Annotated in this window: 13 protein-coding genes; 9 read left to right on the top strand and 4 right to left on the bottom strand. The window is 51.0% G+C overall.

Annotation, left to right across the window (positions count from 1 at the left end; translation table 11 throughout):
* Positions 1-16 precede the first annotated feature (16 nt).
* A complete protein-coding gene (uvrA, locus tag J1781_RS20220) occupies positions 17-2872 on the bottom strand; it encodes an excinuclease ABC subunit UvrA (RefSeq protein ID WP_129991950.1) in 2856 nt (951 codons plus the stop codon).
* A 327-nt stretch (positions 2873-3199) separates the two neighbouring features.
* On the opposite strand from uvrA, the gene J1781_RS20215 reads away from it, so the two are divergent.
* From J1781_RS20215 to J1781_RS20200, 4 genes are all read left to right on the top strand, one after another.
* Entirely contained in the window at positions 3200-3742 is a 543-nt protein-coding gene (locus tag J1781_RS20215; RefSeq protein WP_095924349.1) for a single-stranded DNA-binding protein, read from the top strand.
* A gap of 273 nt (positions 3743-4015) precedes the next feature.
* Positions 4016-5173 carry an FAD-dependent urate hydroxylase HpxO gene (hpxO, locus tag J1781_RS20210; protein WP_129954802.1) on the top strand — a complete coding sequence of 386 codons (1158 nt, stop codon included), beginning with the start codon at positions 4016-4018 and terminating at the stop codon, positions 5171-5173.
* Positions 5174-5304: 131 nt separating this feature from the next.
* The gene (locus tag J1781_RS20205; protein ID WP_217234096.1) at positions 5305-6879 is read left to right on the top strand and encodes a hypothetical protein; all 1575 of its coding nucleotides are present in this window, start codon (positions 5305-5307) and stop codon (positions 6877-6879) included.
* A 156-nt stretch (positions 6880-7035) separates the two neighbouring features.
* Positions 7036-7575 (top strand): hypothetical protein, encoded by a 540-nt coding sequence (locus tag J1781_RS20200; protein ID WP_217219381.1) that lies wholly within the window; start codon positions 7036-7038, stop codon positions 7573-7575.
* Between the two features lie 55 nt (positions 7576-7630).
* Here the strand turns inward: J1781_RS20200 and J1781_RS20195 are convergent, their stop codons facing one another.
* Both J1781_RS20195 and J1781_RS20190 read right to left on the bottom strand, forming a co-directional pair.
* The gene (locus tag J1781_RS20195) at positions 7631-8122 is read right to left on the bottom strand and encodes a hypothetical protein (protein WP_129954799.1); all 492 of its coding nucleotides are present in this window, start codon (positions 8120-8122) and stop codon (positions 7631-7633) included.
* 55 nt (positions 8123-8177) lie between these two features.
* Positions 8178-9080: a LysR family transcriptional regulator gene (locus tag J1781_RS20190; protein ID WP_129954798.1), complete on the bottom strand. Its 903-nt coding sequence runs from the start codon at positions 9078-9080 to the stop codon at positions 8178-8180.
* 121 nt (positions 9081-9201) lie between these two features.
* Here J1781_RS20190 and J1781_RS20185 point away from each other — a divergent pair, with 121 nt between their 5' ends.
* From J1781_RS20185 to J1781_RS20175, 3 genes are all read left to right on the top strand, one after another.
* On the top strand, positions 9202-9942 hold the full coding sequence (locus tag J1781_RS20185; RefSeq protein WP_217138145.1) for an SDR family oxidoreductase: 741 nt from the start codon (positions 9202-9204) through the stop codon (positions 9940-9942).
* Positions 9943-10058: 116 nt separating this feature from the next.
* Complete coding sequence (locus tag J1781_RS20180; RefSeq protein WP_238483175.1) at positions 10059-10313, top strand: AbrB/MazE/SpoVT family DNA-binding domain-containing protein; 255 nt, start codon at positions 10059-10061, stop codon at positions 10311-10313.
* Positions 10313-10657: a type II toxin-antitoxin system PemK/MazF family toxin gene (locus J1781_RS20175; protein ID WP_217234094.1), complete on the top strand. Its 345-nt coding sequence runs from the start codon at positions 10313-10315 to the stop codon at positions 10655-10657. Before J1781_RS20180 ends, J1781_RS20175 begins: the two co-directional genes overlap by 1 nt.
* A 21-nt stretch (positions 10658-10678) precedes the next feature.
* Here the strand turns inward: J1781_RS20175 and J1781_RS20170 are convergent, their stop codons facing one another.
* The gene (locus tag J1781_RS20170; RefSeq protein ID WP_129954795.1) at positions 10679-11059 is read right to left on the bottom strand and encodes a tautomerase family protein; all 381 of its coding nucleotides are present in this window, start codon (positions 11057-11059) and stop codon (positions 10679-10681) included.
* Between the two features lie 364 nt (positions 11060-11423).
* Between J1781_RS20170 and zorA2 the strand changes: the two genes are divergently transcribed.
* Together zorA2 and zorB2 are read left to right on the top strand one after the other, a co-directional pair.
* The gene (gene zorA2, locus J1781_RS20165) at positions 11424-13073 is read left to right on the top strand and encodes a type II Zorya anti-phage system protein ZorA2 (protein ID WP_129954794.1); all 1650 of its coding nucleotides are present in this window, start codon (positions 11424-11426) and stop codon (positions 13071-13073) included.
* A gap of 78 nt (positions 13074-13151) precedes the next feature.
* Positions 13152-13784, top strand: a complete 633-nt coding sequence (zorB2, locus tag J1781_RS20160; RefSeq protein WP_238483592.1) for a type II Zorya anti-phage system protein ZorB2 — start codon at positions 13152-13154, stop codon at positions 13782-13784.

Below are 13784 nucleotides of genomic sequence, written 5' to 3'. Positions count from 1 at the left end.
GATCGGCGCTTAAAGATTACGCTGTTTTCTTCGCCTGCTGGCTGTGGCGTTCCAGCAGCGGTTTCAGGAAGCGCGCGGTATGCGATTCTTTGCATTCCGCGACGGTTTCCGGTGTACCGGCGACCAGAATCTGTCCGCCACCCGCGCCACCTTCCGGCCCGAGATCGACAATCCAGTCCGCGGTTTTAATCACGTCCAGATTGTGTTCAATCACCACGATAGTATTACCCTGATCACGAAGCTGATGCAGCACTTCCAGCAGTTGCTGGATATCGGCAAAGTGCAGGCCGGTGGTCGGCTCGTCGAGAATATACAACGTCTGACCGGTGCCGCGTTTGGACAGCTCACGCGCCAGTTTCACACGCTGTGCTTCACCGCCGGACAGCGTGGTCGCGGACTGGCCAAGGCTGATGTAGGTCAGACCCACGTCGATCAGCGTCTGCAATTTACGCGCAAGCGCAGGGACGGCATCGAAGAAATCACGCGCTTCTTCAATGGTCATCTCCAGCACTTCGTGGATGCTCTTGCCTTTGTATTTAATTTCCAGCGTTTCGCGGTTATAGCGTTTGCCTTTGCACTGGTCACACGGCACATAAATATCCGGCAGGAAGTGCATCTCGACTTTGATCACGCCGTCGCCCTGACAGGCTTCGCAGCGGCCGCCTTTGACGTTGAAACTGAAACGCCCCGGCGTGTAGCCGCGTGAACGTGATTCCGGCACACCGGCAAACAGCTCGCGCACCGGCGTGAAAATACCGGTATAGGTCGCCGGGTTGGAGCGCGGCGTACGGCCAATCGGGCTCTGGTCGATGTCGATGACTTTATCGAAATGTCCCAGGCCTTCGATTTCACGGTACGGCGCGGCTTCAGCAATCGTCGCACCATTCAGTTCGCGCTGTGCCAGCGGGAACAGCGTGTCGTTGATAAGCGTCGATTTACCGGAGCCGGACACGCCGGTGATACAGGTAAACAAGCCAACCGGCAGCGTCAGCGTGACGTCTTTCAGGTTATTGCCTTTAGCGCCCGACAGTTTCAGCACTTTTGCCGCATCCGCAGGGACGCGCTGTGCCGGTACAGAGATTTCACGTTTGCCGCTCAGGAACTGCCCGGTCAGTGAATTCTCGGTCGCCATAATGTCTTCAGCCGTACCTTCAGCCACCACTTCGCCGCCATGCACGCCCGCGCCCGGTCCGATATCAATAATATGGTCAGCGGCGCGGATGGCGTCTTCGTCATGCTCAACCACAATCACCGTGTTACCGAGGTCGCGCAGGTGGATCAGTGTTTCCAGCAGACGTTCGTTATCGCGCTGATGCAGGCCAATGGAAGGTTCATCAAGTACGTACATCACGCCCACCAGACCGGCACCAATCTGGCTTGCCAGACGGATACGCTGGGCTTCGCCGCCGGACAGTGTTTCCGCAGAACGAGACAGCGAGAGGTAATTCAATCCGACATTCACCAGGAATTTCAGGCGATCGCCGATCTCTTTCAGCACTTTCTCAGCAATTTTGGCGCGCTGGCCGCTGAGTTTCATATTGCGGAAGAAATCCATCGCATGACCGATGCTGAAATCGGAGATTTCCGGCAGCGTGGTTTCTTCGACAAACACGTTACGGGCTTCTTCACGCAGACGGGTGCCACGGCAGGACGTACACGGACGGTTGCTGATGTATTTCGACAGTTCTTCACGTACCGCGCTGGATTCCGTTTCTTTATAACGGCGTTCCATATTGTGCAGCACGCCTTCAAACGGATGGCGACGAATCGAGGTATCACCGCGATCGTTGATGTATTTAAATTCAATCGTAGTTTTGCCGGAACCGTGCAGGATGGCATGTTGTACGTCGCTGCTCAGTGCATTAAACGGCGCTTCCACGTCGAAATCATAGTGCTCGCCCAGCGAGCGCAACATCTGGAAGTAATAGAAGTTACGGCGATCCCAGCCACGGATCGCGCCACCTGCCAGTGAAAGCTCAGGATTCTGCACCACACGATCAGGATCGAAAAACTGCTGTACGCCCAGTCCGTCACAGGTCGGACAGGCACCGGCCGGGTTGTTGAACGAGAACATACGCGGTTCAAGCTCACGCATGCTGTAGCCACACACCGGACAGGCAAAGTTAGCCGAAAACAGCATTTCTTCCGCTTTCGGGTCATCCATATCGGCGACCACGGCGGTACCGCCGGAAAGCTCGAGCGCGGTTTCAAACGATTCCGCCAGACGCTGGGCCAGATCGTCACGTACTTTAAAGCGGTCGACGACCACTTCAATGGTGTGTTTTTTCTGCAGTTCTAATTTCGGCGGATCCGACAGGTCACAGACTTCGCCATCAATACGCGCACGGATGTAGCCCTGCGACGCCAGGTTTTCCAGCGTCTTGGTATGCTCGCCTTTGCGGTCTTTGATGATGGTCGCCAGTAACATCAGGCGCTGGCCTTCCGGCTGCGCGAGTACGTTATCCACCATCTGGCTGACAGTCTGGGCTGACAGCGGAATATTATGATCCGGGCAGCGCGGCTCGCCCACGCGGGCAAACAGCAGGCGCAGATAATCGTGGATTTCCGTGATGGTCCCGACGGTAGAGCGCGGGTTGTGTGATGTTGATTTTTGCTCAATCGAAATCGCCGGAGACAGACCTTCAATATGGTCGACGTCCGGTTTTTCCATTAAGGATAAAAATTGGCGTGCGTAGGCTGACAGCGACTCGACGTAGCGGCGCTGGCCTTCGGCGTACAGTGTATCAAACGCCAGAGAAGACTTGCCTGAACCAGATAAGCCGGTGACAACAATCAGTTTGTCGCGCGGGATAATCAGGTTGATATTCTTGAGATTATGGGTGCGTGCGCCCCGAACTTCGATCTTATCCATTCATCATTCCCGGATTAACTTGATAGCTCACCGTGCCGGTGACCGCCGTGAAAACCTGTTTCGCGCGAGTCATCGAATCGGGCACAGAGAAGAACGTAACGCGCAATTATGACACAAATCACAGCCTGTGCCACCCCAAAACCTGAATGTATATCCAGTACTCGATGTAACGGGTGTTGTTTTGCTAAACGATTTATCGATGTTTCTCGCACGTAAATACTTACGTGGTGGGATTGCTGCATTTTGTGTTTATAATGACGCCATAGTGAGTTACTCACATCTCAAACTGTGGTTTCAGCCACGACATACATCATCAGGAGAATCCACATGGCCAGCAGAGGCGTAAACAAAGTTATTCTCGTCGGTAATCTGGGGCAAGACCCGGAAGTCCGCTACATGCCTAACGGCGGTGCAGTCGCCAACATTACTCTGGCAACGTCTGAAAGCTGGCGTGACAAAGCAACCGGCGAGCAGAAAGAAAAAACGGAATGGCACCGTGTTGTGCTGTTCGGTAAATTAGCTGAAGTTGCGGGCGAATACCTGAAGAAAGGTTCCCAGGTTTACATCGAAGGCGCACTGCAAACCCGTAAATGGACCGATCAGGCTGGCGTTGAAAAATACACCACCGAAGTCGTGGTTAATGTGGGCGGGACCATGCAGATGCTCGGCGGCCGTGCCGGCGGCGGCGCACCAGCAGGTGGCGGTCAGCCATCCGCAGGCGGCCAGCAGGGCGGTTGGGGTCAGCCTCAGCAACCACAAGGCGGCAACCAGTTCAGCGGCGGCCAGCAGGCACGTCCGGCTGCGCAAAACAACGCGCCAGCACAGAACAACGAACCACCAATGGATTTCGACGACGATATCCCGTTCTGATTTGTTGCCTTCGGGCTCCTCTGTCAGAAAAGCAAAAAGCCCCGAAAAGGGGCTTTTTGCTTTCTGGCTTTTACCGCTCTCAATCTTTTGCCGACGCACCAGGCTGGCTCATTGCGCCGCCATTGCGTCAAAACAGCGCCTCGTTTTAGCGCATTTTTCCCCCGTTCAGGGCTGCGGCGGATTGTACTTAAGATTGTATACAAGGCTCCGGCGGCAAATCGCTTTTGTGGTACAGAAATTGCTTTTCTCCAGAGAGACTCAGGGGAGAAAAATATGAAAGCGATCGTGATTGGTGGCGGGATTGGCGGTGCATGTGCGGCGATTGCGCTGAAGCGTTTTGGTATCGAAACGGCGGTATACGAGGCGGTGAAGGAGATCAAACCGGTAGGCGCGGCGATTTCTATCTGGCCTAACGGCGTCAAATGCCTGAATTATCTCGGCATGAAAGAGGCGCTGCGTGAACTCGGCGGCAATATGCGCTTCATGGCCTACAAAGACTATCAGCAGGGGCAGACCATGACGCGGTTCAGTATGGAACCGCTGATCCAGAGCGTTGGCGAACAACCCTATCCGGTAGCGCGTGCTGAACTGCAATCAATGCTGCTTGATACCTATGGCCGCGATAAGGTGCAGTTCGGCAAGCGCGTGACGCATGTTGAGGAATCTGACGACAGCGTCACCGCCTGGTTTGACGACGGCACCTCCGCGACCGGCGATTTACTGATTGCGGCCGACGGCACCCATTCTATTATCCGCCAGCATGTGCTGGGCTATGCGACGGAGCGCCGCTATGCCGGTTACGTCAACTGGAACGGTCTGGTAGAAATCGATGAAAGTATTGCGCCTGCCGATCAATGGACGACATTTGTCGGCGAGGGTAAACGCGTTTCACTGATGCCGGTAAGCGGCAACCGTTTCTACTTTTTCTTTGACGTGCCGCTGCCGAAAGGCTTGCCGCAGGATCGCACCACCGTGCGCGATGATTTGCAGGGTTACTTTGCGGGCTGGGCAGAACCGGTGCAAAAACTGATCAGTCAGATCAACCCGGAGACCACTAACCGCGTTGAAATCCACGACATCGAACCCTTTATGCAACTGGTCAAAGGCCGTATTGCGTTGCTCGGCGACTCCGGCCACAGCACCACGCCGGATATCGGGCAGGGCGGCTGTGCGGCAATGGAAGATGCGATCGTACTGGCGAATATGTTGCAAACCAATTCGTTAGGCATCGAAGATGCGCTGTTGCGTTATCAGGAGAAACGCGCCTGTCGCGTGAAGGATCTGGTGCTGAAAGCGCGTAAACGCTGCGATGTCACTCACGGCAAAGAAATGGCCGTGACCGAACAATGGTACGAAGATCTGAAAAGTGAAACCGGCGAGCGCATTCTTTCCGGTATGTGTGAAACCATTCTGGGTGGGCCGCTGGAATAAATCCGGGGAGGTTTTTAAAAGAAATAAATTTTTACACATCCTTAAAGTTCCCTGCGTTTTTGCCGAAAATAACATCAGAAGGATTAGGGTATCCACTGGCGCTACGGCGCAAAACATAGGGACTTATCGGGATGACAGTTATCTCCTCGGCAGGTAATCAGGCGCTTAATACACTGGTTACGACGACAAAATCACTGACGGCGGTGTCCTCCGCCGCCAGTCAGCAGCAGGCTTCAACGGCGCAATCAGCAGCGGTGATTATCGGCCAGACGGACACCACGTCGCCGGTCTATACCATTACCAAACCGGTATTAGTCTGGGAACGCTCTTCCAGCGACCTGATGTCTTCCAAACTCGCATCGAATTTCAGCAACGCCGGCAATGCGTCGCGTTTTGCCGGGCTCGGCGCGGCGCTGCTTGAGCGTTTTACCACTGACGGCAGCAGTTATTCGCAATCGGTAATAAAGCAAACTTCGGCTTCGCAGGCCACTGCGGCGGCCAATGTGGCTGCCCGGTCCCAACTCCATACCAAAGCCGATAATCAGATAAACCTGAGTATTAAAACCGCCAGCGGTGCACGGGTGGATATTACGCTGGGCAGTGGTGATGACGGTCTTGGCGTGCAGGTGAATGTCAGCAAAGGCACGCTCAGTGATGCCGATCGCAAAGCGCTGGCGGGGCTGGCGGAAGGTTTCCAGAAAGCGATTGATGGTCTGACGGCGCAGCCGCCGAAGCTGGATCTGAGCGGTCTGACGAAGTTTGATTCCTCGGTACTGTCATCGGTGGATTTACACGCTACGCTGGGCACCACCCATACTCAGACGCTGGATTTTCACGCTGATGCCAATACCCGCTCAGTGAAATCGACCGGTATTGCCGGTACGGTGGATATCAGCGTCGACATGAGTAAGCGCGCACTGCTCGGCACAGAAAACCAGCAAAAGCAGGCGCTGAACAGCTATCTCAAACAGATCAACAGTGCGGGTAATCGTGGCAATGCTGATGATTCGCTGATGACCATGTTCAAAGAGGCTTTTACCGCGCTGAACAGCAATTATGGCGATACGGCGACAACCTATAAAAGCCGGGGTTCTGAGCCGGTGTATTTCTCGCTGACCAAAACCGATAAAAACATGATGACCGGACTGGCGGATTTCACGGCCTCGGTGACGCAGACGCCGGTCAGTTCTACCAATCCGATGCGCCCGGATGAAACGGATACATTCTCTTATCAGGTGTCGCAGGCCAGCACCATCACCGGCACCAACACGCAGGATCGCAATATCACGCAGAAACAGCAGTCACATCTGGTCGCCAGCTACCATGAGTCGCTGACACCGGGGCTGAAACTGAATCTGACCAGCGACCGTAACTCGCAGAATTACCTTTACTACCAGATTGATGACACGGCAGAAAGCACGACGTCCGTGCAATATCACAAAGGTGCGCTGGTGAGTGCGTCGGTGGATCAGTCCGCCACCAACTCAACACATATTCAGAAATATGTGAAAGGTGCGCTGGAATCCGACATCACCACGCCGGAAATCACGTCGAAAACTACTGACCTGCTCGGCAAGCTGCAATCCGCCTGGGAAAATAACGCCCCGCGCATGTCGTTCCGGGATTATCTGGATCACCAGACATTGCCGGATCTGAGCGGGATGGTACTGATGGAATCGGATCCTGCGGTATTAAAAAATCATTAATCCATTGCAGTAACGTAATTAAATAAACGGAAAATATAAGCCTCTCTGAATATTTCAGGGAGGCTTTTTATTTATCGGGGATGTGATGTTTATTAATTAAAAATTGGAGACAGGAAATATAATGGAAATCCTTCGTTAAACATTTAAGGAATGAATGTGAAGCTCTTACCATTAACCGCACTATTACTCTTTTTTCCTCTGAGCGTATTTGCCAGTCAGGATATCTCGCCGGAGCCATTAAGACTAAAGCAGGCAATGCAATCTGCGATGGACAGCCTGGGCAGGCAAACCACGCTATGTGACAAAAAAGAGCAACAAAAGCCGAAAATCACCGCAGAAGATCTGAAGCCTTTTGATCGGGAAACGATATCTACTGCGCTTATTTACTTTAAAAATGAATCGCTGAAATCCTGTATTAAACAGCAAGAATATGAATATATGCTGAGTATGATTGCCTATGCGGGCAGTTTTCCTGAAAGCGCACATAGCGGGCAAGATTATCAAACAGTGATCGAATCTTTGATTGTCCTTTCGCCAGGTGCAAATCCCTCTGTGATAAAAACAGAAGGTCGGTTTTTAGCTTTACCCGCACCTTTACAGGAAAAACTTAAACAGACATTCCACTCGAAAACCTTCGATCTCGAATTCGTGCTCAATTATTACGACATCCACGGGCAGGGAAAAAATAAATCCTGATCCAGGGCTAACGTATTAGCGGCTCTGTCCGGGGCTGTTCTTTTCTCTTTAATGCTTACCTGGATATCTCAAACTTCGTCCCTTTCACCACAATTTCATCAAATTGCAGATGATGCATAAACTCGCGCAAAATCAGCAGCGTGGCGGCGAAATCATTGCCGTCAGGAATGCCTTCGAAATGCGCAGGACGGCCATTAATCACCAGCGCCAGCCGGTCAAACGTGCGTTCCACTGCATCCCGCGACAACGTCATAACTTCGTTTTCCGCCTCACCGGCAATGCGGGCCAGCACGCGAATGTCGTTGTCTGTGCTGAATAATTTAGCGCCCGGTGGAATGTCGTGCCGGATGCGCGTCACTTCATCTTCGACCACCATAATGGCGGTTTCCATTTCATCCGGCGTCGGCGGTGAATGGCGGAAATAGCCGACGGAGGTGAGTTGAGAGCCCAGTGTCAGGAGCAAACTTTTATCTTCGCTATCATCATTACGGACGATAACTTGCGTTTCTTCGCTGCCGATATGCAGCAATACAGCAGGTGTGATCATCGGCTTCTCCCAATCGTTAACGTTGTGACATCATGCTTTCTGAGCAGAAAAACTATCATGTCAGATGCGAATCACGCCGCGCAAACTCTTTCACCATCCAGTCGATAAACACCCGCACACGGGGCGAAAGCTGGCGGTTACGCGGGTAAAGCAGGGAAACCGGCAGCGAACCGGCCGGGAAATCCGCCAGAATTTGCACCAGGCTTCCCTGTGCCAGATCCTCCAGCAGACCGTAATGCGGCACCTGAATAATTCCCATCCCGCGCCGTGCGGCTTCTTTCATGCTTTCCGCGCCGTTGACCGACAAACTGGTTGGCAGCAGGATTTCGCGTGTTTTGCCTTGCTGCTGAAAAACCAGCGGCAGCAGCCCGCCGGTCGCACTGGAACGAAAACCAATCATCCGGTGACCGGCCAGATCGTCAGGTGTTTCTGGCGTTCCACAACGTTGCAGATAGTCCGGACTGGCGCAGGTAATTTCCGGCAACGTACCAAGCGGCCGCGCCACCATATCGCTGTCTTTCAGCTCTCCGGCGCGGATCACGCAATCGATGCCTTCCCGCACCAGATCCACCAGCCGGTCACCTTCACTCATGTAAAACTCAATGTCGGGATACTGCGCCAGAAAATCCGGCAGGCCGGGCAGCAGAAAATGCCGCGCCATCGACCCGTGCACATCCACCCGCAACAGCCCTTTTGGCTGCGCACCGGCAAAGGCCATCTCGGCATCTTCCACATCCGCCAGGATACGCAGACAGCGCTGATAATAGGCTTCGCCATCCAGCGTCGGGCTGACGTGGCGGGTGGTGCGTTGCAGAAGCCGGATGTTCAGCCGCGACTCCAGTTGCTTAATGGCATCGGTCACCGTCGAGCGTTTCAGGTTCAGCGCCTGTGCAGCCTGGGTAAAACTGCGCAGTTCCACCACGCGGGTGAATAACTGCATGCTGTCGAGCTTATCCATGATAATTGTTCACCTTTTCCGGATAGTGATAACGAATATCAGGTAATTATCCGGCAGCGTCAATCGGCTACGCTTTCCTCACCGACAACAGATCCGAATCACTGAAAAAAGGGAACGCATCATGACTTCATCCAAACCGAAAGTCGCGCTGGTCACCGGCGCGTCACGCGGTATCGGCGCCGCCATCGCAGAGCGTCTGGCGCGCGACGGTTTTACCGTGATTGTGAACTACTCACGCGGTGCGTCAGAAGCCGACGAGGTGGTCAGAAAAATTGAACAGGCAGGCGGAAAAGCCATCAGCGCGCAGGCGGATGTCAGCGACGCGGCGGCGGTCAGCCGGATGTTTGCCAGCGCGGAACAGGCGTTTGGCGGCGTGGATGTGCTGGTGAATAATGCGGGTATTATGACGCTTTCCGCTATCGCCGACACTGACGATGCAGCATTCGACCGCCTTATCGATATCAACCTGAAAGGCACTTTCAACACGCTGCGTGAAGCGGCGAAACACCTGCACGACGGCGGACGTATTATCAATTTCTCATCAACGGTTGTCGGGTTATATCAGCCGACTTATGGCGTGTATGCCGCGACCAAAGCCGCTGTCGAGGCGCTGAGCCGCGTGCTCACCAAGGAAATGCGCGGCCGCCAGATAACCGTCAATACTGTTGCGCCCGGTCCGACGGCAACGGATTTATTCCTCAACGGTAAATCCGAACAACTGGTGGAAACCATCGCCAAAACCTCACCGCTCGAGCGCCTCGGGCAGCCGGAAGATATCGCCTCCGTGGTCGCTTTCCTCGCCGGACCCGACGGTGCCTGGGTGAACGGCCAGACGCTGAAGGTGAATGGCGGGATTATTTAATCCTTCCGTTTAACGCAGGAAAATAAAAAGCCGGAATGCAGCTCGCAAAAACCCGTACCAGGAATACTGTGACGGGTTTTTGGTTGTATACTCTTTGTAGATACAACGGTGGAGAAATGAACATGCGTACTCAGGCCACATTACAGAAATGGGGTAACAGCATCGCGTTACGGTTGTCAGGGAATTTGAAGTCAATTCCACAATTCGAGGAAGGTGATGTCGTTGATATCGAGATTTCTGAAGACGGGCTGCAAATTCGTAAAGCCGAAAAGCAGAAGGTCACTGAGGCCAGCTTGTTATCGGGGCTGAGCGCGTATAATGCTCACGCTGATGAATTGGCAGAACCGACTGACAGGGAGCTTGATTATTAATGTATTTACCAAAGCGCGGGGATATTTGCTGGCTGGATTTTGAGCCCACCAAAGGAAAGGAAATAGGCAAATATCGCCCTGCGCTGATCCTGTCTCATGAAACTTATAATCAGGTTACCGGGCTGGTGATTTGTATGCCGGTGAGCAGCAGTATCCGGGGCGCGCCGACCGAAGTGCCGGTCAACAATCTGAGCGCACCTTATGTGGTTGCCACCACGTTGATACATACAATGGACTGGCGGCACCGGCAGGCTAAGTTTATCGCTGTTGCCGAAGATGGTGTGTTTAACGATGTACTTGCCCGGATTATTCTGCTGATTGGTGGTGAGAACTTACTGGCCTGAAGTTTACCTTCAGACCTTGTCTCACGCATATTGCGCTTCGCCGTTGCCGAAGGACCAGTTTTCTTTCGGCACTTCGACCAGGCTGATGAACACATCTTCCAGACGTAATCCGACTTTTTCATGCAGCCCGTAAGCTACGGCGTGATAGAACGCCTTTTTCATTTCCAGTGTACGGCCGGCGTTGAGCGTTACCTGAATCACAATGCAGTTCGGGCTGCGCTGGATATTCAGATAATCAGGAGAAATCATCATTTCTGCCGGAGAGTGCTCGGAGATGACAATAAACTTGTCGTTTTCCGGCGCATTAAGAGCTGAGCGCAGCGCGTCATAGACCACTTCGCCGACGGTTTTGCGGTAGGTTTCAGGTTTTCCTTCAACCATATCAATACGTACAAAAGGCATTTTATTCTCCTCATTATTTTCTATAGGGCGTGCATCTCTGAGGATGCGGTCGTTAAGGTATGCAACACGAGGAGTAGAGTTGTCGAGCGATTTTTTGTACGTACCGGTATTCTACGTACACTTCCTCATTAGCCCTTGCTTATCTCATGATACTTAAAAGTATAATAATAACTAAGGTAAAATAGTTCGTTTTCAGTAAAAGTAATAATCCGTTGTAAATGATATTTATCATGCCTTTATTGCAACTTTCTTGGTATTTTATGTCCCCTTTTTCTGATAACGATTGTTTTCAGAATTCACAGCAATAGTTAATTCAAGCATAGCCTTTCGGCGTTTGCTTCTTTCATGTTCCAAAAGGATCACAATGCTGTCAAAAGTGCTGGAATCTTTGTTAAGTGCAATGGATTCATCAACGATAACCGATTGTTTTATTTGGGCTGTTGTACTCGTTTTTTTTGGTGCTTTATATGCCAGGTATAAGAGTAAATCACCCCGTTTTTTGGAATACGCACCGACTTTAATGACTGCGCTTGGGATCTTGGGGACCTTCGTAGGGGTCGTGATTGGACTTTTGCATTTCGATACAACCAATATAGAACGCAGCATTCCTGTCTTATTGGGGGGATTAAAAACAGCATTTATTACAAGTATTGTCGGTATGTTAGGTGCTCTAGCATTTAATATTTTAGATACGATGCTCTCCTCCCCCCGGCCAAACGGTATGAATGTAGCCCAGCCAGAAGCGGTGACGCCTGATCATATTCACCAGGTTCTCCAGTCGCAGCACAAGCTTTTAGAACGAATTGCGTTCGGTTTTGATGGAAATGATGAGGTCTCTTTAGTGGGGCAATTGAAATTGTTGCGCACTGACATGGGTGATATTTCTAAATTGCAAAGAAATCATCATGAAGAGTTCAGTCAGAAATTATGGGCTGAACTGACTCACTTTGGCGATTTGATGGCAAAAGGCGCAACAGAGCAAATCATCGATGCCCTGAGAAAAGTCATTGTCGATTTTAATAATAACCTTACGGAACAATTTGGTGAGAATTTTAAGGCCTTAGACAGTTCTGTTAAAAAACTCGTTGAATGGCAAGGTGCTTATAAAGACCAAGTCGAAGTGATGAGTGAGCAATATAAGCAAAGTGTTGATTCGCTTATGGAGACAAAAAATTCTGTCGCGGGTATTTGGGAAGAGTGCAAAGAAATCCCTCTCGCAATGGCAGAACTGCAAAATGTATTGAAGGTCAATCAGCATCAGATTGATGAACTTTCAAGGCATTTAGACGCTTTCGCGACCTTAAGAGATAAAGCCACCGAAGCTGTCCCTGCAATTCAAATGAAACTGGATGAAGTTGGGGAACAATTAAAAGCCGGTGCTTTAAGTGTCAGTGCTTCGCTGGAACAGACTGGCGGACAGTTGTTGGTCAATGCTAACTCTATGCGTGTTGCTCTGGATGAAGGTGCAGAAGGTTTCAGAAACTCCGTAACGCAAACCCAGCAATCTTTTGCTTCTATGGCACATGACGTAGCGAACTCCTCAGAAGTCCTGACATCCTCTCTTGGAGAAACTGTGGAGGAAATGAAGTCCAGCGCCATTGAACTTCTTACTTCGATGCAAATCTCTGTATCCGACATGGGAGGAAAACTGAAAGATCATTCTGCGGACCTTTCCGCAATGATGAAAACTCAGTCTGATGAACTTTCTGGCGCGTTGAAAAGTAATTCGAGCAATATGCTGGATACTCTGCAGAGTTCGTTTGATAAGGCAAACTCCGGACTTACCGAACATGTTAATGATTCCCTAGGTCGTTTTGGAGAGGCAATCAATAGTCAGCTCAAAGCCTTCGGAGAGGCAACCGATCGTGAAATGAATCGTGAATTACAAATCCTGGCTGATTCACTTATTTCGATCAGTAAAGGCTTCATAAATAACTATGACCAGTTAATTAAAGAATATCAGGTTGTTATGGGGCAACTTAAGTCGATGATTAACAGCAATGAGCGCAGGTAAAAAATGGAGAAATTCTTAGGTAAACCTGTGGAAGTTAAAAAACAGGACAATGAACACTGGATATCCATGTCAGATCTGATGGCGGGGTTAATGATGGTGTTCCTTTTTATTTCTGTTGCTTATATGCACTATGTTCAGGTAGAGAAAAATAAGATCAAAGAAGTCGCCGTTGCTTATCAGAATGCACAAATAGAACTTTATAATGCGCTTGAAATGGAGTTTGCCAAAGATCTGCCTGACTGGGATGCTGAAATTGATAAGCAAACATTAGAATTTCGTTTCAAATCCCCAGATGTATTGTTCAGAACAGGTAGCTCGGATCTTCAATTAGGATTTAAGTCTACTCTCGATAACTTCTTTCCCCGGTATCTTACCGTGCTTGATAAATTTAAAGAACATATTACTGAAGTCAGAATTGAAGGCCATACCAGTAGTGACTGGACCGGGACATCTGACCGTGATGTTGCTTATTTTAACAATATGGAATTGTCGCAAGGTAGAACCCGAACAGTACTGGAATATGTCTATGAAATGGATGAAATTAAAAGCCAGCGGCCTTGGATAAAATCTCATTTTTCAGCAGTAGGTTACTCATCATCACACCCCGTGCTTAACGCTTCTGGCAGAGAAGACCCGAGCCGCTCAAGACGAGTCACCTTTAAAGTCGTCACTAATGCTGAGTTGCAGATTCGACGGATAATTCAGGAGTAA

It is taken from the genome of Rahnella perminowiae, assembly GCF_019049695.1.
GTDB lineage: Bacteria > Pseudomonadota > Gammaproteobacteria > Enterobacterales > Enterobacteriaceae > Rahnella > Rahnella perminowiae.
The sequence above is the reverse complement of the archived record's forward strand: the minus strand, read 5'-3'. Positions and strand labels throughout refer to the sequence as shown.